16 protein-coding genes are annotated in these 21679 nt (G+C 40.5%); 8 read left to right on the top strand and 8 right to left on the bottom strand.

From position 1 onward, the window contains the following. Positions 1-9: 9 nt before the first annotated feature. Positions 10-648 carry a 4'-phosphopantetheinyl transferase superfamily protein gene (locus P1X15_RS23225; protein WP_277340535.1) on the top strand — a complete coding sequence of 213 codons (639 nt, stop codon included), beginning with the start codon at positions 10-12 and terminating at the stop codon, positions 646-648. Here the strand turns inward: P1X15_RS23225 and P1X15_RS23220 are convergent. Next, entirely contained in the window at positions 645-1502 is an 858-nt protein-coding gene (locus P1X15_RS23220; RefSeq protein ID WP_277340534.1) for a transglutaminase-like domain-containing protein, read from the bottom strand. The two genes, P1X15_RS23225 and P1X15_RS23220, sit on opposite strands and share 4 nt — an antisense overlap. Before the next feature lie 94 nt (positions 1503-1596). Between P1X15_RS23220 and galE the strand changes: the two genes are divergently transcribed. Next, on the top strand, positions 1597-2610 hold the full coding sequence (gene galE, locus P1X15_RS23215; protein WP_277340533.1) for a UDP-glucose 4-epimerase GalE: 1014 nt from the start codon (positions 1597-1599) through the stop codon (positions 2608-2610). Positions 2611-2634: 24 nt separating this feature from the next. Next, positions 2635-3690, top strand: coding sequence for a dTDP-glucose 4,6-dehydratase (gene rfbB, locus P1X15_RS23210; RefSeq protein ID WP_277340532.1), 1056 nt, complete (start codon positions 2635-2637; stop codon positions 3688-3690). A gap of 85 nt (positions 3691-3775) precedes the next feature. On the opposite strand, the gene P1X15_RS23205 is transcribed toward rfbB, so the two are convergent. From P1X15_RS23205 to P1X15_RS23190, 4 genes are all read right to left on the bottom strand, one after another. Further along, complete coding sequence (locus P1X15_RS23205) at positions 3776-8041, bottom strand: SdrD B-like domain-containing protein (protein WP_277340531.1); 4266 nt, start codon at positions 8039-8041, stop codon at positions 3776-3778. Positions 8042-8490: 449 nt separating this feature from the next. Continuing rightward, entirely contained in the window at positions 8491-12393 is a 3903-nt protein-coding gene (locus tag P1X15_RS23200; protein ID WP_277340530.1) for an SdrD B-like domain-containing protein, read from the bottom strand. A 700-nt stretch (positions 12394-13093) separates the two neighbouring features. Beyond that, entirely contained in the window at positions 13094-14203 is a 1110-nt protein-coding gene (locus P1X15_RS23195) for a hypothetical protein (protein ID WP_277340529.1), read from the bottom strand. A gap of 13 nt (positions 14204-14216) precedes the next feature. Next, positions 14217-14396 carry a hypothetical protein gene (locus tag P1X15_RS23190; protein ID WP_277340528.1) on the bottom strand — a complete coding sequence of 60 codons (180 nt, stop codon included), beginning with the start codon at positions 14394-14396 and terminating at the stop codon, positions 14217-14219. A gap of 269 nt (positions 14397-14665) precedes the next feature. Here P1X15_RS23190 and P1X15_RS23185 point away from each other — a divergent pair, with 269 nt between their 5' ends. Beyond that, positions 14666-15697: a LytTR family DNA-binding domain-containing protein gene (locus tag P1X15_RS23185; RefSeq protein ID WP_277340527.1), complete on the top strand. Its 1032-nt coding sequence runs from the start codon at positions 14666-14668 to the stop codon at positions 15695-15697. Between the two features lie 32 nt (positions 15698-15729). Here the strand turns inward: P1X15_RS23185 and P1X15_RS23180 are convergent, their stop codons facing one another. Beyond that, positions 15730-16410 carry a response regulator transcription factor gene (locus P1X15_RS23180; protein WP_277340526.1) on the bottom strand — a complete coding sequence of 227 codons (681 nt, stop codon included), beginning with the start codon at positions 16408-16410 and terminating at the stop codon, positions 15730-15732. A gap of 192 nt (positions 16411-16602) precedes the next feature. After that, positions 16603-17022 (bottom strand): nucleoside-diphosphate kinase, encoded by a 420-nt coding sequence (locus tag P1X15_RS23175; RefSeq protein WP_277340525.1) that lies wholly within the window; start codon positions 17020-17022, stop codon positions 16603-16605. 193 nt (positions 17023-17215) lie between these two features. Between P1X15_RS23175 and P1X15_RS23170 the strand changes: the two genes are divergently transcribed. The 4 genes from P1X15_RS23170 (at position 17216) to P1X15_RS23155 (ending at position 20878) form a co-directional block, all read left to right on the top strand. Continuing rightward, complete coding sequence (locus P1X15_RS23170; protein ID WP_277340524.1) at positions 17216-18244, top strand: bifunctional oligoribonuclease/PAP phosphatase NrnA; 1029 nt, start codon at positions 17216-17218, stop codon at positions 18242-18244. A 102-nt stretch (positions 18245-18346) separates the two neighbouring features. Next, complete coding sequence (locus P1X15_RS23165) at positions 18347-19228, top strand: FKBP-type peptidyl-prolyl cis-trans isomerase (protein ID WP_277340523.1); 882 nt, start codon at positions 18347-18349, stop codon at positions 19226-19228. A gap of 69 nt (positions 19229-19297) precedes the next feature. Beyond that, positions 19298-20257, top strand: a complete 960-nt coding sequence (locus tag P1X15_RS23160; protein WP_277340522.1) for an FKBP-type peptidyl-prolyl cis-trans isomerase — start codon at positions 19298-19300, stop codon at positions 20255-20257. Between the two features lie 45 nt (positions 20258-20302). Beyond that, positions 20303-20878 carry a non-canonical purine NTP diphosphatase gene (locus tag P1X15_RS23155; protein WP_277340521.1) on the top strand — a complete coding sequence of 192 codons (576 nt, stop codon included), beginning with the start codon at positions 20303-20305 and terminating at the stop codon, positions 20876-20878. Between the two features lie 10 nt (positions 20879-20888). Here P1X15_RS23155 and P1X15_RS23150 read toward each other — a convergent pair whose 3' ends face one another. Then, entirely contained in the window at positions 20889-21650 is a 762-nt protein-coding gene (locus tag P1X15_RS23150; RefSeq protein ID WP_277340520.1) for a DUF4595 domain-containing protein, read from the bottom strand. Between the last annotated feature and the right edge of the window lie 29 nt (positions 21651-21679).

The following is a 21679-nucleotide window of genomic DNA, read 5'->3' as shown; positions in this document are numbered from 1 at the left end:
ATTGCTTCTATGCCTATCGTTCGTGAGTGGGGCGTTTTTGAGGATTGTAAAATTCTAGTTTGGCAAATCGCCGAAAATATCGAAACTTTAAAACAAGACATCGTAGTCACTTCGGAGGAGTGGCAAGAGTACATCACTATTTCACATCCCCAAAAACAACTTGAGTGGCTAACAGGACGCCGGGCTATGCAAGCTTTGGTCCAAAACCAAGGCCTCCATTACGAAGGTATGGTTAAAGATGAGTATGGAAAACCATATTTACGGAATCGGGTAGCCGAAATTTCGCTTACCCACACGCTTCGATATGTAGTGGCGAGTTTGTCACTGTCGGCCCCTTTGGGAATAGATTTAGAGCGAGTTGCGCCGAAGCTTTTGCGAGTCGCACCCAAATTTTTGTCGGAAGAAGAAGAAAAGTACGCTTTGACTGATTTTAGGAGACTTTGTACTTATTGGTGTGCCAAAGAGGCCATTTATAAACTATATGGCACTAAGCAATTGAGTTTCAAACAAGAGATATTCATCCATGATTTTGCTGACCAAACCGAATTTTGGGAAGGATATATATGCCACCGTAATCAATCACAGCGATATTATTATCGTTTGCATCGATTTGAGATTGAGGACTTTGTGGGAGTGTTAGCAGTCTAAAGCGTTTGGTCTTCCAAAGGCTCATTCAAAATAGCAGACATCCGTTCAATTTCTTTGATTTTTTCGCTATCGCCTGTTTTTTCAAAAGCAAGTGCAAGATTTCGCAAAACTCTTTTCAAAATATCAAGATTACTACACGGTTGATAAAATGTTTCGTTGGATTTGATATTGAGTTGAGCAATATAATGGTCAATATCAGACCGCATAAAAACCAAACCTTTGTTGAAGACATTGATATAAAACTGAATGCTATCTTGCTTGTAGGTAAGCACAAAAAGATTGGGTAAGTTGACCCCGTATACGGGCATGTTGAGCCGTTGGGCTATAATCATATAAATACAACAAAGCGAAATGGGGTTTCCTTTTCGGGTGTCGAGTACTATATTGAGCATAGAATTACCCGCCGAATGGAAGCTTTTGGTGTTTGAACCAAATTTTAGTTTAGTAAAAAAAACATGGTTTAAAGCCCGAATCTGGTCTATAGGGTGCATATCTACTTTAAACTCAAGCCATGTTTCATAATAAAACTGTTCAAATTCTTTTTTTAGCTTTTCAAAAGGCAAGTCTGGGTATTGATAGGTAGCTATAATCCATAGACCTTCCAGTAGATCAATAGCTCCACCATGATGCCAAAGTCCCAGTCGTTCGAGGGTTTGTTCGTATTGTAATTCATGAATTAACTCCTCTATGCGGCGCTGGACGGCCGGGTTGAAGCCGGCACTTTCCCACTCATTTTCCAAAAAAGGAATAATTTTCTCGCCTTGCCTCTTGATTTCCCCCTCTACCAATCGCGACACTTCCTTGTCGTCGTCGTCAAGAAGAGAAACTAATGCTTTGATTTCTTGCTCTTTCATGAGATTGTATCGCTATTCTGAGCTTTAAATAAAAACAATTTTTTTTCAGCACCCAAATTTTATAGTTTTGTCACTCATTCTTTCTACACACTGCATGAAAATTCTAGTTACCGGCGGGGCTGGATTTATTGGCTCCCATACAGTTGTTGAGCTCTATCAATCGGGATTTGAGCCAATTATTATCGACAATTTTAGCAATTCTGAAGAAAAAGTTTTGGAAGGTATCCAAAGTATTATTGGAAAGTCGGTGGTTTGCTACAAAGCAGATTGCAATGATGCTGAGGCGCTACGCCAAATCTTTCAAAAGGAACAATTGGCAGGAGTAATTCATTTTGCCGCAAGCAAAGCCGTAGGCGAATCGGTCGAAAAACCTTTGATGTATTACGAAAACAATTTAGGCTCGACCATATTATTACTCAAAATTATGCGGGAATTTGGGGTGAAAAATTTTGTGTTTTCCTCGTCATGTACAGTGTATGGTCAGCCAGAACATCTACCAGTGACCGAGGCCACCCCTCGCCAAGAAGCGGCCTCTCCTTATGGAAATACTAAGCGTATTTGTGAGGATATTATCAGAGATGTAGTAGTTTCTAAGGCAGGATTAAAAGCCATTGCTTTGAGATATTTTAATCCCATAGGAGCGCACGAGTCGGCTGTTATAGGTGAACTTCCTAGGGGAGTTCCTAGCAACTTGGTTCCTTTCTTGACCCAAGCTGCGGCGGGCCTTCGCGAAAAGCTGATAGTATTTGGAAGTGATTACAATACCCCTGACGGTACTTGCATTCGTGATTTTATTCATGTGGTAGATTTGGCCAAAGCCCATGTAAAAGCCCTTTCCCTGTTGGCAGGAGTTGATAAAGAGGATTATTATGATGTCTTTAATGTAGGGACTGGAGAAGGAGTGACAGTGTTACAACTTATTCAGACCTTCGAAAAAGTCAACAATCTTACATTGAATTATACGATTGGGCCACGTCGCCCCGGTGATATCGAACAAATCTACGCCCAAGTAGATAAATCAGAAAAAGTAATGGGCTGGAAAGCCGAAAAAACTTTAGAAGATTCTTTGCGTGATGCGTGGAGATGGCAACAGCGTTTGTCAAAATAATCTTAGAAATATTGACTTAAAAATATGCAAAAAATACTCATCACAGGTGGAGCTGGATTTATTGGCTCACATGTAGTACGGCGGTTTGTGAACCAATATGCAGATGTGCAGATTGTCAATTTAGATGCTCTTACGTATGCAGGTAATTTGGCTAATTTGACCGACATCGAATCTGCGCCTAATTATACTTTTGTGAAAGGGGATATCACGGATGCTGCTTTTATCGAAAATCTATTTAGAGAACACGATTTTACGGGAGTAGTTCATTTGGCTGCGGAGTCACACGTGGATAGATCTATTTCTGATCCGATGGCTTTTGTCATGACCAATGTCATCGGGACTGTTAATCTACTCAACGCTGCACGCGTAGTTTGGAAGGGCAAAGAAGAAGGTAGAAGGTTTTATCACGTATCTACCGATGAAGTCTATGGGGAGCTTCATGATCCTAAGGAGTTTTTTGTGGAAACTACCAAATATGACCCTCGGTCTCCTTATTCTGCCTCTAAAGCTTCTTCTGACCATTTTGTAAGAGCTTATCATAATACTTACAAACTTCCGGTTGTTATTTCCAATTGCTCTAATAATTATGGTCCCAACCACTTTCCAGAAAAACTGATTCCTTTGATGATTAACAACATTCGTCATAATAAACCATTGCCCGTATATGGAAAAGGCGAAAATGTGAGGGATTGGCTCTATGTAGAAGATCATGCCCGAGCGATAGATTTGATTTTTCATAAAGGTGAAAATGGTGAAACCTATAACATTGGAGGCTGTAACGAGTGGAAAAACATTGACTTGGTGCACCTCTTGTGTAATATCATGGACGAAAAATTGGGTCGTTCTCAAGGTACATCGGCAGAGTTGATTACCTATGTCACTGACCGTGCAGGTCATGATTTGCGCTATGCTATCGACCCTTCTAAACTTATGAATGAGCTAGGATGGAAGCCTTCAGTTACTTTTGAGGAAGGGTTAGCTAAAACCGTCGAATGGTATTTAAGCAATCAAGAATGGCTTGATAATGTTACTTCTGGGAATTACCAGAAATATTATGAAGGTATGTATGTAAATCGTTGATTATGAGATAATAATAGGTGTTTCATAAAATAAAAATAGGTGCGAGCAATCGCACCTATTTTTATTTTATGAAATCTGGTATGTTTTACTTTATAGCCGATTTCGATTTGGAAATAGTGAAAGGAATACAAATGTTTTCTGGGCAACAATTGTCACCAGGTTCGATGATAATAGGACAACATCCTTCTGCGGGGCAATTGTTGTTTGTTGCGGTGAAAGTATAGTTACCCGTCTCACTAAATAAAACGGTATTACCAGCGTTGACAGGTTGTCCGTTGAGGAACCATTGCACATTGGTATATTTAGCAGGCACTGAAGCTTCAACTACTTCACCTGGGCATAGTTTGACGGGTACAGTAAAGCATTGACGGTCGATGTCATCCTCGGTTTCGTCGTTGTTACCCGGAGTAGAATCCTTGTCTTTTTCGTTGGTTTTAGAAACCTGCGCGGTATTGAAATGCAAACCTTGAGAGACGGCTTTGATTTTGTAAGTCAAAGTGACGGTATCTCCGTTAGCGGCGATGTTGCCGATGTTCCAAGTGATGACATTGTTAGTGAAAGATGCACTACCTCTTGAAGCGAGAAACGAGCCATTGACAAATGCGACGGTATTAGGCAGCGAGTCAAGGACTTCGACGCCTGTGGCGTTGTTGTCGGCTTGATTCCAGACTTTGATAGTAAAAACTAGCGTATCGCCGATGGCTGCTATTTTTTTGTTAACGAACTTTTTGAGGGTAATATCTACTTGACAGTCAAGGGCTGCTACCACTATAGGCATTCTATCTAAATTGGTACAAGGACTTGTTGAGCTATTAACTTGGACGTAGAAAGTGTCATTTTGAGTAATGAGTCCAGCTGGTTTGAAAGAAAGTCCAGTAGCAAGCGCCGTTCCTCCGGTGCTAGAGCTATACCATTCTACAGTAGCGCCGTCGGTGTTTGATCCGACAAGACTCACTTTGAGCGTAGGAAGAGTATCGCCGATACAAGCGGAGGCATTAGGTGTGAGTGGTAATACTTGTGGACAGCTACAATCAGGCGCTGTGATAGTAGTATCAAAAACGCAAGAAGCGTTTAGGCTATCAGTGATGACGAGGTTAAAATTGTTAGGGATGTTAGTGACAGAATAAGGGTTACTACCAGTGAGTGTTCCGTAGTTGGTTTTGATGATACCGTTTTTGTTGTTTACAAAGAACGATACGGAATAAGTCTGTGATTGAGGAGCACAGGCTGCTGGGGTTGTAATCTCCCAATTTGGTTGTTTACAAGGATTTACTAGTCCTGCATCGATAGTTGGATTGTCTTTATTGATACCCGAGCCAGTAGCTGTGATAGTGACGATTTGGCTAAGACCGTTTGAGTCGAAATCTGAATCTAGGCTATCAGCTACGCCAGCGGCGTTTTGCAAAGGCGAAATAATACAGCTATCAGGCAATGAGCTTAGTAAAATCTTGACTTGATACGCCCCAGACGATAGATTACTGAAACCATACTTACCGTTGGCATCAGTTGTGTCGGTTGCGATGACATTGCTATTTTGAAGAAGTTGAACAATCACTCCTGCTACCCCAGGCTCGATGGCGTCTTGTTTTCCATTGTTGTTGAGATCTTTCCATACAAAATCTCCAAGGCTACCTTTAGGAGAGAAAAGACCTGCATCGATAGTTGGATTGTCTTTATTGATACCCGAGCCAGTAGTGGTGATAGTGACGATTTGGCTAAGACCGTTTGAGTCGAAATCTGAATCTAGGCTATCGGCTACACCAGCGGCGTTTTGCAAAGGCGAAATTAAGCAGCTATCAGGCAATGAGCTTAGTACAATTTTGACTTGATAAGCCCCAGACGACAGATTATTGAAACCATACTTACCGTTGGCATCAGTCGTGTCGGTTGCGATGACGTTGCTATTTTGAAGGAGTTGAACAATCACTCCTGCTACCTCAGGCTCAAGGGCGTCTTGTTTTCCATTGTTGTTGAGATCTTTCCATACAAAATCTCCAAGGCTACCAACTGGCTCAATAACGCCGATGTCGAGGGTGTGGTCATTGACACCTTCACTGCCTGTTTTATAAACAATAGTTCCATCAGGGTTTACATCACTATCAGCCACATCAGCTACGCCTGCGCTAGGGGCATCTTTGATAGAGAAAGCCGCACAAGTAGCCAGCGCCCCTGTTCCCAAAGCAGTTTTTACTTTAATGGTATAATCAGTATTAGGTATGAGTGTAGTATCAGCACCTGTACCTGTCCAAGTTACTCCAGCCGCGTTTTTGTCACTAAAATACCATTGGCCACCATTGGCGGTAGTAGCAGTAGCAATAGGGCTACCAGTAGCCGACGTACCTTTGTACAATTCAATCTCTACCCCATCTACTCCGACTTCATCACCATCTTGGATGCCATTTTTGTTGGCATCTTTCCATACGCGGTTACCGATTTGGATAGGGGCCAAGTCACAAATAAACTCAATTTCGCCTAACCCATAAGCTTTTCCGAAGGGGAAACTACCTCCTGTAAGAACAGTAATGGCCTTAGTCTGAGTTACGCCCGCGGTGGATAAATCATACCAATCAATTCCGTTGGAAAAAGCAGCCGTGCGAGGGTCCATGACCGTGGCTACGAGTCCATTGCTTCTCAATAGTACCCCAAGTCCTCCCATTCCTGTCTCTTCATGATAATAGCCCTGTACTGGACCATAATTATCAGTTCCAAAAACAGGCTCTGAAGTACCACTCGCAGTGCTAGGATCAGTAAAATTGGCCATGTCGATAGTCCAAGAGTTTTCGCCATTGGTGGTAGCTTTTAGAAAGTCTCCAAATGCATCTCCTCTACGAAGTGTGAAAGGAGAAGTAGGCTCTGCAGATTCATTACCTTCTTGTTCGCCAAAACGGTCGCGGAGTCCCAAAATCATATTTCCTGCGGCGTCAAATTCAATATCGGACAAAATAGGCTGTGGATATCCTTGCTCGCCTTGACCATTTACTGTGGGAGTAGGGCGCGTATTGGCATTGTGCCAAGGTTGCCAATTGGCACTTCCATAACACGTAGAATTTTGGCCAAATCCACAACCACGGTTGTAGTTAAGAGAAAAGTCTAGTTTCTTTTGGAATGCGCTATTGGTAGGATTGAAAGTATAAACCAATCCTCTTAAAGCTCCTCCTGCTTGCCCATTGGTTACTAATCCAATGTACAAAAGACCTTTGTAATATTTTAGGGCAAAAGGGCGAATTTCGGAATTGTCGGAGATAGTAGGTAAATCTGGCAAAGGATTGCCAGCATCTGCCAAAGGCACTACCGTTACTTCGGCCGACGAACTAGGGGGCGTAGGGTTGGTAGGGTCATTGCCAAGTGGAATAATGTACAACGAGCGGTCGTTGAGGTTGATACCATACAGGGTACGTTCGTCTGCTGAAATATCGAGGTCTCCGAATGCAATCCTTGTTACTTGGTTGTAAGAGTTGGCATCAATAATATCTCCTCCTGATGTCAATGTAGTGAAATCGTGCGGGTCAGCACCAAATACATCGGAACCAAAAAGAGTGTTTAAATCAACAAACAATGAACCCGAAAGTGAGCCATCATAAGGATTGTCAATTTTATAGATAGCTCCAGGTCCATTCGGGCCAAAACCTGTGTATCGCTTCATATAAGCAGAAGCAAAAAGAGTTTTGGAGTGTCTTTGATACGCTAGCCCAAAAGTAGTACCTATAGCACTTGCTACCGCTTCGTGAGCTATTAATACGGCATCACCAGCGTCATTAGCGGTGGGGGTTGAATTGTAATGCATCGAAATCAAGACGTCATCATTGCCTGTGTTGGCACCCTCTACAAAACAGCTAGTGACAAACTTAGGTGCTGCTTGACAATAAAAGTCAGGATTGGTTAAGGCAAGGTTGATATTACAGCTGTTGGCTGCTGCAAACTGTACCGAAGTCCCATTGTTGGTTCCTGCAAAAGATTGTTCATGCCCTGCGGGGAAGTTGCTAAACTCAATTCGATAACTAGTCCCTGTGCTTAGTTGAGCACTCTCTATAAGATAAGTCCCATCAGCAATTGAAGTAGCTGTACCAACGGCCGCATTGGCACTATTGTAAGCCGTGACGGTGACTCCCGCAATAGGTTGGTCGATGTTTGTAGTAAAAACCCCGTCGTGGGCATAATCCAAAAACACTTTCCCGCCTATGTAGGGATTAACAACGTTAGAGGGTGGGCAGACCTGAGCCAAGGCAGGTATTGATGCAAGGCTCAAAACCAGATAAACCAACAGCTTGGTCCCCACCTGAGAAAAAAGAGAGAATACTCCCTTGCTAAAAGGAGCCTCTTCATTCTCAGAAGCAATAGAGCTATTTTTCATAATGTTAATAAGATGAGATTGAAAAAGAAAAATTATTGGAAAGAGGAAAACTTGGCTTGTTCTAAAGTCACTATCGGTGACTATTAACTAGTTATTCTATATTAAAAATATGGTTTTGATAAATTATCCACAAAAGCTAAAAATGTGAAAATGATTTTTTGGGATAGTTTATTCCTTAATTGATAGGAAATAGGGGAAGTATTGATAAGTTTTTAAAGGATTATGATAGATTTTAAGATATCACATTACGATTTGGCACGAAATATTCGTTGCCCTAATTTTATTACGCTCAAAAAATATGCCAATCGTAGGAATAAATAGCCTTAAAGGTTTTATAATTTATTGTTAGGGATATAAACAATCAGGTAAAACTGAGAGACTTAGCTTGTCTTTCGATTTTACCTAATTATTTAGTAGATGGGAATTATAACCTAAATAGGCTTTTCTCCTTATTTCGATTTAGAGATAGTGAAGGGAATACAAATGTTTTCTGGGCAACAATTGTCACCAGGTTCGATGATAATAGGACAACATCCTTCTGCGGGGCAGCTGTTGTTTGTTGCGGTGAAAGTATAGTTACCCGTCTCACTAAATAAAACGGTATTACCAGCGTTGACAGGTTGTCCGTTGAGGAACCATTGCACATTGGTATATTTAGCAGGCACTGAAGCTTCTACTACTTCACCTGGGCATAGTTTGACCGGTACAGTAAAGCATTGACGGTCAATGTCATCTTCGGTTTCGTCGTTGTTACCCGGAGTAGAGTCCTTGTCTTTTTCGTTGGTTTTAGAAACCTGCGCGGTATTGAAATGTAAACCTTGAGAGACGGCTTTGATTTTGTAAGTCAAAGTGACGGTATCTCCGTTAGCGGCGATGTTGCCGATGTTCCAAGTGATGACATTGTTAGTGAAAGATGCACTACCTCTTGAAGCGAGAAACGACCCATTGACAAATGCGACGGTATTGGGCAGCGAGTCAAGGACTTCGACGCCTGTGGCGTTGTTGTCGGCTTGGTTCCAGACTTTGATAGTAAAAACTAGCGTATCGCCGATGGCTGCTATTTTTTTGTTAACGAACTTTTTGAGGGTAATATCCACTTGACAGTCAAGGGCTGTCACGACTACAGGAGCTCTATCAAGGTCAATACAAGGTCCAGAAGTATTGTTGAGTTGAACATAAAAAGTATCATTCTGAGTAATAATTCCAGCTGGTTTGAAAGAAAGCCCAGTAGCAAGCGCCGTTCCTCCTGTACTAGAGCTATACCACTCAATAGTGACACCGTTTGTGTTTGATCCAGCCAGACTCACCCTAAGGGTAGGAAGAGTATCGCCGATACAAGCGGAGGCATTAGGTGTAAGGGGTAATACTTGTGGACAGCTACAATCAGGCGCAGTGATAGTAGTATCAAAAACGCAAGAAGCGTTGAGGCTATCGGTGATGACGAGGTTAAAATTGTTAGGGATGTTAGTGACAGAATAGGGGTTACTACCAGTGATTGTTCCGTAGTTGGTTTTGATGATACCATTTTTGTTGTTCACAAAAAATGATACGGAATAAGTCTGTGATTCTACGGCGCAAGTAGCGGGTACGGTAATTTCCCAACTTGGTTGCTTACAGCAATCCTTGACATTGATACTGACGGTATCAAGACAATAGAGCGTAGTATCTACTAAATATACAAACTTATATATACCAGGCGTATTAAGACCTGTAATGGCTCCTGTAGAAGGGTTTATGACTACACCAGGGTAGTTTGAAACGCTTGCCCAATTTCCTCCCGACACATTCACGGCAAGTTGGGCATTACCTTCATCTGCACACACCTCAGCATTTTGGGGAGATGTAACGGAGATTTCGACATTTGTACGTATGGTTACATTGACTGTATCAGCGCAAGTAGATGATCCTTCATATAATAAAATGAACGAATAAGTACCCGGAGTATTGAGCGCTGCGCCTGTGATTACCCCTGTAGTGGCGTTGATGGTTAAAGGATTACCCGCAGCAGGAATCCAACTTTCGGGAGATACAACACTTTTTAACTTGATTGATGATACACCAGCACAAGCACTGGTATCGTTTCCTGCATTTGGTTTAACACAGGCAATAAAGCCAGCATCTATTTTAAAATCGTTTTCGCCAGCACCTCCTGTAATTAAAGTAAATTTTAGGTTACTATCTTCTATCTCAAAATCAGAATCAATATTGTCATTACCTGCGTTTGCTGTGCTAGGGATGCAGTTTAGAAGAGCGGTTTGGGTAGCGTAGTTTTCTATTTTAATAATATACTTCGTGTTGGTTTTTAAGGGAACTTCATATTGGACATAAGCAGGCCCTCCAGAAGTGTTGGCAGAAGAAAAATAATACTGACCTCCATTGGCAGTTTGTGCGGATGCAATAGTAGCACCAGTAGAGTCACAAAGTGTAACTGTGACGCCATCAATACCAGGCTCATTGGCATCTTGGATACCATCTTTATCCAAGTCTTTCCAGATGCGGTTTCCGATTTCGATAGGTTGAGGAGCACAGAGGATTTCCAAATCACCTACTCCATTGGCCTTGCCGTAGCCGAAAGCATCACTTGCGTACAATACGACGCCTCCATTTGTATTGACTGAGGTTCCAGTGGCGTTACCGTCTTTATTTCCATTCGAGTTGATGAGGCGTTTGATACCACCAGTGTTAAATACATCAGTAGGGTCTACTGCTGTCATAGCGAGTTTACCACTTCCCGCTAATATTGCTATACCGCCTTGCGAACTCATACGGTGATTGTCTCCGTTTTGGACACGGTCTCCCCAGTAATATTTCCCATTGCCAGGGCCATTGGCTGAGCTTTGGTTAGAAGAAGGAGTACTACCACAGACAGAACCATTTTGTTCGATGAGCCAAGTGCCATTTGGACCACATGGACCCGCTCTTAATACTTCTCCAGGGGTAATTCCACTTATAAAATCAGGGTCGTCTTGGATAGGTTTCCTGTTTTGATAACCTACTTGATCCCCAAAACGGTCACGAATACCGAGTAGCATAGACCCATCTACATCAAATTCAATATCTGTCAACCAAGCTTGAGGGAAACTGACAGGCCCTGTGCGGTCTGGATTATAATCTTGAATCCAAGGGCGCCACAATTCTGCTCGCGCAATTCCTGAGACATCGGCATTACTTGCGCCTTTAACATACGTAAGAGGAAAATTGAGAACCGGACTAAACGTGCCATTTTCGAAAGCATAGACCGTGGCGGCTAAACCTGCGCTATCTGTTTTAGTAGAAGCATCTTCACGCGTACATACGACCCCTACGTACACTTTGTTTCGGTAAAATTTAGTAGCAAAAGGCCGATAGCTTTTACCGGCACATGGGTTAGGAATCGTATATGATACTGTATCTTTTGTCGCGATGTCGAGTGAGTACAATTTTCGGTTGGAAAGGTTGGTGAGCCATAGCGTTTTGCCATCATCCGAAATATCAATATCTCCCAAACCAACCTTTCCGACGGCATCGTAGGCAGGAATATCATAGCTATCGAGTCTTCCACCGCTTAGTTCAGTGGGTACATCAGTATGCATATCTACTCCCGCCACAGTTCCGAAATTAAAAAACTCAGTAGTAGTCGTGTCTAGGCTATTAATATTTGTAACAAAAATAGCACCAGGCCCTTTGGGCGTAAATCCAATATGACGTTTTGTAAAAGCTGTTGAAAAAAGTTGTTTTGTTTCTCTTTTATAAGTCAATCCCCATGCAGAGCCGATATCATTGACGGTAGCATAGTGAGAGATGACTTTGTTATCATCTGTTGCATTGTAAGCTGCACCTACCAAGGCATCACGATCTCCCAAGGAAGAGCTCCCAATAGCAGTGTTAACGGCGACAAAACAGGTCGTTACCATTTGAGGAGTTTCCGTTTCACAATAATTAGCAGGGTAATTGATGCCTAGATTTATTCCTGTACTTCCTCCATTGACGAATTGTACAGAAGTGTGGCTTCCTGAAACTGCAAAAGGACCTTCAAAATCACCGATTAAAAAATCTTTAAATTCGATACGAAAAGCGGCCGTGCTACCTACTGTAAGAACATAGCTACCATCTGAAGCTGTACGGACAGAGTCTGCCAAACTACCATCGGCTCTAAATGCACTAACCAATATATTAGGCACACCTATTTCATTGAAAGTGGAGGTGTTAGTGATTTGCCCATCCGCATTGAAATCTCTAAAAACTGTTCCTTCCACAGTTTGCCCAAAGCTCTTTCCTAGTAAACCTAAAAGTAAAACTATAAGGATAGAGAATGTGTTTTTGGGAATGTAAACTACATTGATTAAGGACGTACGCTTGTATAGAGTGTACATAGTTTTTTGAATAAATGTGCTATTGAATAGATTGACTTGATTATCGGAAGAAATAGAGAACCTATTTAACATGATAATGTCTATTCTAGTATCAAAAAACATACCAATATGTCCACTAAATAGTCTTAAAGGATAAATAAAGGTAAGGTATGTAATATACTTTTGCGATAAGTGACTGGTTTATAGGAGATTGACTAGTCTTCCCTTCATGGAAAAGTACCCATATGAAGCTTTATTGGGAAGGATTTTGTCTAAATGGGCAATAATTGAGCCAAAAACAAAGATTTTTTCGAATAGGTATATAAAACAACATGACCCCGCTCCAAAGGAGCGAGGTCAATGCTACACACTTTACCCTACTTTGAAAATATTTTTATAATGCTTTAAGTCTGTTTTTGTATGTCTTTCAAGAAACCTATTTTCTTCTTGAAAACTTCATTTTGATTTGGGCGTTTTTTTTACTTCCAAATCGATGCTCGAAGGTACAATGAATTTTATACAAGTTATATGCCCTTTTTTAGGTGAACCGGTGAAATCTAACTATTGGACGGTGAAATGACTATAAATGCCGGTGAAATGACTATTTTGCCCGGTGAAATGACTATGAACTTTCCTGAAATAAGGGTGAAAAAAGCCTCTAAACGCAAAAAATCTCCAGCATTTAGGAGATTTTTTGCGTTTAGAGGCTTAGAGACAAGCTCTAAATGAGAATTTCTTGCCTAACAAGTTCTTGAAAGATAGGTTTTCCGAGTACTCGAATAGGATTGACAAAAGGTGATTTCATCAAGTATTTTCGAAGACTATCAGATATTTCGTAAGTCGAATAAAACCTACGATCAAATAAAACGGCGGCATCTTTCAATTCGAAAATGCTATAGCGGCTAAAGTTGAATTCATAGCTAGACCGTTTGTAGGCTGCCGGAGGCGGTACTGCGTGTACTTTTTCGGTATTGACTATTGCATTTTGTATGTAATTCCAGCCTTCCCATTGTTCGGGATAGGAAATAAGATACTTGGCAAAGAAATCAAACAACGACTGAAGTGTGGTGTTTGAAAATTCTTCTCTCGTAACTGTCTTATCGGGCGAAATAGGTTTTCCTACATACATTACATTGCTATAATCGGGCTGACGATAAGATATCACAGGTACCAATGGCACTCCAGATATATAACTGAGGTAGGTCATCCCCTTTCTTACGTTGATTCTTTGGCTTAAAAAGTTGAGTTGGTCAAAGTTTTCTTCTCCCGACCCAGTATTACCATCTAAATAAACCAATACTGATCGCCCATTTTTAAGCTCGCGGGCAAGTTTGAGCACAATACTTGGATCTTCGGAATTAAGCACTCTTACATCACTTTCGGTATTATACCTTTCTTTCATACGAGCTGTATAACTCATCATCGATTCAAGCTGTTGAGTATATACATCTTTTCGTACAATAGTAGAAAAGTTATAACCAAGGCGAATGAGCAAATTGGCAATGATACGGTATGAACCTAAATGAAAAGTACAGAAAATTTTAGGTGTCGTCGGCGTGCTAAGTACAGATTTATCTCCCTGTATGCTGCATAAATCACCAATATTCAATACATTGCGGTCAAAACTTTCAAAAGCAAGATTTACTAGCAATTTTTTGAATAAAGAGGCGTGTTCATCTAATGGAATCTCAGGGAGGAAATTGGCGAGATTTGCTGAAAAAATGGCAAACCTCACCAGATAACCTTCTTCTTGAAGCAGATTTACTCGGTCAAGCGCACCTTCACAATCAAGAAGCGCACTTTTATACTTAGCAAAATCCGAAGAGTTCATAACTTGCTAATGTTTACTGTACAACTAGATTTTTCTCAGCTTGCGAATTGATAGTAATGCCCCAGCAAGATGCATATGGATCTTTATCTCCGAAGTTAAGTACTTTGCTGAATTCATTTTTGGCATAGAATTTGCCATCACGGATAAGTGTATCCAAAGATTTTTTTGCCTTGATTTCAAATGAGCTTTTCATGATAATTATAAATTTTTGATAAGTGAAACATGAGATAGTTTGAGTGCACACAAAAGGACGATGAAAGTGCAACGTGTTGTTTTTTAGACACTTTCAACGATACAAAGGTACACCACCTATGCATGCTAGTAAATCCGCATTAATGGCTATATTTGAAAAGGTTTGTAGTAATAATTGACTAATTTGTATCTTTGCAAAGTGATTTTATCAGCCTATGTCTGATAAGAAGGTTGTTTAGAGGTTAAGAATTTTATGTTATTTGAGGAGCCATGAGGTCACTGGTACTTACACGCTCGTTTTATAGAAGCCCCCAAAATGGTTTGATTTTCCTTTTGGGAGTGGTATTGTTTTGCGAAATTATAGGATGGGCAACCTCTCCGGAGACAAAATGGTACGTGTATAGCTCTTATCAGACGCTCTTTGATTATCTCAAAAATCTGTTCTTAGGGATTGTAGCTCCTGAATTGTTTACATTGTATATATTGGTGTTTTTGATTGATATTTTTCACCGATTCATGGGAATTAGACAAGTCAACACCAACTTCTTTTCCCTTATCAAATACGAGGCTAAGTTTTTACCGCTTTTTTTGATAGCATTCTTTCTTTTCTTCCCTATTACTTTACATGTTAGGTTCTTGTTGAGAGAGTTTCCTAACTATTCTTTTAATAGGTACTTAGATTTGTACATATTTAATGGATTTACTTTCCAAACTTATTTTTTATACTTACCCTTTGTCACTTTGTTAGGGTATATATTGATCAACGTATCCTTAGTAAAGGATTTTTTAGAGAGTAATGCTTCGCTCAAAAGTATCTCTAATAACGTTTCGTTTTTGAAACCTGAAACAGAAACCACCCCTGCGCCGCCTAAAGTTGAGATAGCTACCTCCAAAGCTTTGCCTAAGATAGAGAAAGTGGAGCTCGTAGCACCGCCTCGTTCTGAAAATTACTTACGTTTGATTGAAGCAAAAACTAGCACGGGTGAACTCTATCTCAAAGTAGAAGAGTGCTATTTCTTTGAAACTATTGAAGAAAGGTATTATGTAGAGCACCCTAAAGGGCGTTTTAGGATTACAAAATCGCTAACGATTTTAGAAGAAGAACTTGACCCGCTACATTTTTTTAGAGGCCATAGGAGTTTTATCGTCAATCTAAGCCTTTTAGATAGTTATTTGTATTGGGAAAAAGGGAAATACATACTTTACATTAAAACACCCACTGAAGTGCGTGAGCTCGTCATGTCTAGAAATCGTTTCAATACTTTTAGAGATGCATTCACAGCCAACAGAATGAGGCTCTAAAGAATACACTTCCCTTTTCCAATAGGCTACTTTTAGATACTATCTAAATACGATTTAATCTGCAATCCAAATTTCAATAGATGGCGATTGCTATCAATACCTAGTTTTTGAATTAAGTTTTGTTTGTGATTTGCTAATGTTCGATAACTTATACAAAGCGAATCCGCAATCTCATAGCCTGTAAGGCCTTCTGTCACTAAGTACAGGATTTGCTTCTCTCTTTTTGTTAGAGATTTGAGTCTTTGCTGGGTATCGCTATCTATTTCTTTAAGGCCTAATTTCTTCATTAAATCTTTAAATCCATCACTATAGTATTTAGATTGCGTTTGAATATAAAGTAGGCATTTGTAAAGTTCATCGAGCCGGTCTTCCGAATATAGATAACCGTTAAAGTTTGCATCGAGCGCTTTTGACAATTCCTTAGAATTTGAAGCATTAAAATAAAGGACTAGCTTAGGTGGGTGAGTAGTACTGGCGAGTTCCTTCAATAAATGATTCGTTTCCTTTCCAATAAGATTGGCTTCAACAATAACACATTTAGGTTTTTTTGTGTGGATTTTTTGGATTAGATCATCTAGTTCATTTGCTCTGCCCACTACATCAAACCCTTCTCTTTCAAGGAGCTTACTAAGTACCTCACATGAAAAAGGCTCTTCTTTGGCTACCAATACTGAGGAGTCAAGTTTGCGAATTCGCATCTCATTATTTTTCATAATTATTTATGGGGATATGTATAAAATGTGTGGAATGAAGATACATCACAAATGCCTACTCAAACAAGAAATTTCCGTGAATCCTACTTTTTGACCCGTGAAATGACTATAAAATTGATGTTCCACGAAAAGTTAACAAAAAAAGCCTCCATATCAAAGAGGCTTTTTTGAAATATTTTTTGAATCAAAAAACTAGAATTGCTCTGTCTGAGAGAAATAAAAACTCCCTTCGATAGCGGCATTTTCGTCTGAGTCCGAGCCATGTACGGCATTGGCTTCTATCGACTTAGCAAACAACTTCCGAATCGTACCTTCGGCAGCTTGGGCAGGGTTGGTAGCGCCTATCAACTGACGAAAGTCTGCTACTGCATTTTCTTTCTCTAAAATAGCAGCAACGATGGGACCCGACGACATGTAAGCACAAAGGTCATTATAGAAAGGGCGAGCTGCATGGACTGCATAAAATTCACCAGCACGTTCTTTGGTGAGCAAGGTTTTTTTCATGGCCACGATTCTGAACCCTGCCTCTTCAATCATTTTTAAAATCGCCCCTGAGTTTCCTTCTGCTACAGCATCGGGCTTAATCATAGTGAATGTTCTGTTTGTACTCATTTTAGATTTGTCCGTTATATATTATACGTTTACTATAGAATGATTGTCTCGTTTTCTTAAGAAGAAAAATCCACGACTCAAAAGCTAACTTACAGCTTTACAACGCAAGAAGATTCCAAAAAAACGTCTCAAAATTAGGAAGTCTGTTTGGCTTTCCGAAACATTTCGATGAAAGTTACTAACTTTGCAAACTATGCAACAGTGGAACGCATTTTACGAGCTTATCAATTCGGCCTCTAAGCGCTTTGTGATATTGACCCATCAAAACCCCGATGCCGATGCGATAGGGTCTTCATTGGGATGGAAAATGTACCTTCAAAAAAAGGGGCATATTGCTACGGTAATAATCCCCAACGAATGCCCCGCAAATCTCAGGTGGATGCCTCAATTTGAAGAGGTGATTACCTATGATGCTAATGCCGCTAGTCAACTTCGCTCAAAAGAACTATTACAGCAAGCAGATGTGATTTGCTGTCTTGACTTCAATGCCTTACACCGTATCAAAGATTTGGGCGCCTTAGCTCAGAATGCACCGGCCACTAAAATATTGATTGATCATCATTTAGAACCTGAAGATTTTGCCAGTTTTGTTTTTTCGGATACCTCCAAAGCAGCTACGGCTCAGTATATTTTTGATATCATAAACCAACTGGGAGACGGTATTTTGGTAGATGAACCTATGGCAGAGTGTTTGTATGCTGGTATTATGACTGATACGGGGTCCTTCAGGCATGGTAATACTACTTCTGAGGTACACTTAGTGGTGGCAGAATTGATGAAAACTGGCCTCAATGTGAATCATGTTCATCGGTCAATTTTTGATAATAACTCCTTCGCAAGAACAAGGCTGTTGGGATATGTATTGTCCGAAAAATTGGTGGTATTGCCAGAGTATCGTACCGCCTATATGTCGCTTTCGATAGAGGAGCTCAAGCGCTTTAACTCCGAAATGGGTGATACCGACGGGATAGTAAATGTGGGGTTATCGATCGAAAATGTCGTCATGTCAGTGTTGATGATTGAGCGCCGTGATGAAATCAAATTATCTTTTCGTTCAGTAGATCAATTTTCCGTGCGAGATTTAGCTCATAAGTACTTTGCAGGAGGAGGCCACAAAAATGCCTCAGGAGGTCGTACACAACTTACTTTGCCCCAAACCTTAGAAAGGTTTTTATCCATTCTTCCTGAATACCAAACCGAACTTTTAAACGTTGAAAAATAATCGGTTTGGATACAACAAGGAACCAGTTTTTTATTATAAATCAGTAAATCAACTAAATATAAATAAAGAAGTAACAATTAAATGTGCAATAGCACCTATTTCATGAAATTTAAAACCATTCTTTCTGTCTTTGTCGCAGGCGCCTTGCTTGCCGCTTGCAACAACCGCGTGAGTGTTAGCGATACAGGTTTAAAATATCAATTTCACGACAAAAATGATGAAGGTCGTAAACCTAAAGTAGGTGACATCCTAACCTTTCATTTGGTTTTGAAAAACAGCAAAGACTCTGTCTTGCGTGATACTTACAAAGAAGGACGCCCAATGCAGATGATGCTTCAGACGCCTCCTTTTAAAGGAAGTTTTGAGGAAGGATTGGCGATGTTGTCAAAAAAAGATAGTGCTTCGTTTTTTGTAAGTGCGGATTCTCTCTTCACTCGTATGATGCAGCCACTTCCTCCTGGCATTGCCAAAGGTTCGGACATTCAGTTTACCGTAAAATTGATTGAAGTTCAGAACGAACAAGAATTCCAAAAAGCACAAGCAGCAGCTCGGGAAGGCCAAGTGAAGAAAGATGCTAAAATCATTGATGATTATGTTGCTAAAAATTCTTTGAAGGTAGTTGAAACGCCATCGGGGTTAAATTACGTAATTGTAAAAGAAGGTGATGGCATAAAACCCGTAGCAGGCAATATGGTATCTGTTCACTACGTTGGAAAATTATTGGACGGAAAGGAATTTGACAGTTCTTACAAAAACCCACAAAGTGGAGGTAAACCAGTAGATTTTCCAATTGGACAAGGTATGGTAATCCCTGGCTGGGAAGAAGGTATCATGAATATGAAAAAAGGCGGGAAAAGTACTTTTATTATTCCCTCAACTTTGGCATACGGAGAAACGGGCTCGCCAGGTGTAATTCCGCCAAATTCGGTTTTGGTATTTGAGGTGGAATTAGTAGATGTGAAAAAAGGACAAACACAACAATAAAAAGGAAGGGGAGTCACAAAAATGCTACTTTGTGACTCTCCTATCACACATAATTTCAATCAATTAAGAATGAGGGGGAAATTAATATTAGGAGTAATTGCGAGCCTAACGGTCACGATGATAGCTTGTGAACAAACCGAAGAAGCCTTTCAGGATCGTAAAACCCGTGAAAATAAAGCCGAAATTCGTGCCTATTTAGAAGCAAATCAAATTGTAGCAGATAGTTTACGGACGGGTTTGTATTATGCAATCACAACGGCTAATCTAACGGCCCAAAAACCGCAAGTCGGCGATGAAGTGACTTATAGCTATGTGGCTAGACGACTCGACGGGACGATTGTTGATAGTAGTCAAGTAGGGAAGAGTGATGTATTTATTCGGTCATACAATTCGAGGGATATTTCTACCACCGACTATTCCACTTCAATGGCTTTTCGGTTCAATCCTGTTCCTTCTTTTGAAGAACTATTAGCACCTCCTCAAGAGAAGGTAAGAGAGGGAGATAAAGTAACACTTTTTGTTCCGTGGTCGTTGCGCGGGACGGGTGATGTGTCGCTTTTGGCACCACTTTACATCCCTATTCGCTATGATATCAATATCCTCAAAGTACGTACCGAAGAAGAACAAATTGATGATTTTGTAGCGGCCCAAAAAATCCAAGGGCTAGAGCGGAATACTGACAATGGGTTGCGATTTTTGCGTACTCAGGCTTACCCTGATTCCGCCACAATTGCCTTTAATACTACCGTAAGTGTAGTTTACAAAGGGATATTGGTAAGAAATGGTAAGCAGTTTGATGCCGGCACGATTGATGTAAATGTCGTAGACCCGAATGGTACAGCCTCGGGAGGAGTAGTAAAAGGCTTTAATGATGGTATTGCCAAACTAAAGTATGGTGAAAAAGCTATTGTTATTTTTCCTTCTACTTTGGGATATGGTATCAATGGTACTTCCTCAAGTACAGGCACTTCGGTACCCATACCACCTTATTCTCCGCTTTATTTTGAGATAGAAGTTAAACGTAAATAAAAAATTAAAGCGGCCTCAAAAGCCGCTTTTTTAGTAAAAATAGTCATGCAACTTTGTTTTGCTACCAACAATGCCCACAAGTTAAAGGAAATCAAGGCACTTTTGGGCACCAATTTTGAACTCAAAACACTCCAAGAAATCGGCTGTAACGAAGAACTTCCCGAAACCACCGATACTATCGAAGGTAATTCTGCCCAAAAAGCCGAATATGTGTGGGAACACTACGGTGTCAACTGTTTTGCCGATGATTCGGGGCTAGAAATAGAAGCACTTAACGGCGCTCCTGGAGTTCATTCAGCTTATTACAGCGGCGAACGCAACCACGCTCGTAACATTGAACGCGTTTTAAAAGAGTTAGCCAATGAGGACAACCGGAAAGCGCGCTTTAAAACCGTTATTACCCTTACGCTTTCGGGAAAAAGTTATTCTTTTGAAGGAATTGTAGAAGGCGTCATCATCGAGACGCCTCGGGGTACCGACGGTTTTGGTTATGACCCTATCTTTGTACCTGAAGGTTATGACCAGACTTTTGCCGAAATGACCTTGGAACAAAAAAGTAAAATCAGTCATCGATCAAGGGCTTTTGCTAAATTGGTACTTTTTCTGAAAGATCACTCATAAAACCCCAACTCTATAGACAGGTATATTCATACGCATTGGTTTGAGTAGTGATGATACCTTTGGTAGTGGTAGATTTTTCGATAAGTGATTTTACAAAACCGTTGGCATTGAACTCATAGGTATATTCGTACAAATCAGCGCTCTTGTCGGCGTAAGTATATTTTATACTTTTGATGAGATTTTTTGAAAATTTGCCATACAAATCAGGCTGATTTTGATTTGAAATCAAATCCCCTTTGCTGAGTTTGTCTTCGTAATAAGTATAGTCAGCGGTGTATTGAAGTACATTGTTTTGAAAAGTTTTGGCTTGTACCAAATTCCCGTTGGTATAACTAAAAACAGTATTGCTGTTGAGTTTTGCATCTACATACGTACTAACAAGCGAGGTCTTAAAGCCATTGGCATCATAGCTATATTGATTGGTATAGCCATATTGCCTGTCAACTAGCGAAAATTTCTTGGCATATCCTTGAGGTGTGAGAATCACATTGAAGGTATTGCCGATGCTACCGTCTGCAAAATTGCGCGTAATGGTAATAGTGGTGTCGGAAGTGTAATTATAGTTTTCGGTCAAGCCTCCCCCGTCAGCACGGTATACTTTTGAGAGCTTGCCATTTTTATATTCGAATATGATCCCCAACGTACCTAAGGTCTGTTTGGCTATTTTGGTGGTTTTGTCACAATTAAAATCAGGTGAAACTGACTCTGCTTTTTGACAAGAGATTCCACACAAAACGATTATAAGGATAGCGTAAATAAGAGAATGTTTCATGAGTGGTATGTTTATAATAGTTGAAACAA

The sequence above is a fragment of the Runella sp. MFBS21 genome (assembly GCF_029433105.1).
Lineage (GTDB): Bacteria > Bacteroidota > Bacteroidia > Cytophagales > Spirosomataceae > Runella.
The sequence above is the reverse complement of the archived record's forward strand: the minus strand, read 5'-3'. Positions and strand labels throughout refer to the sequence as shown.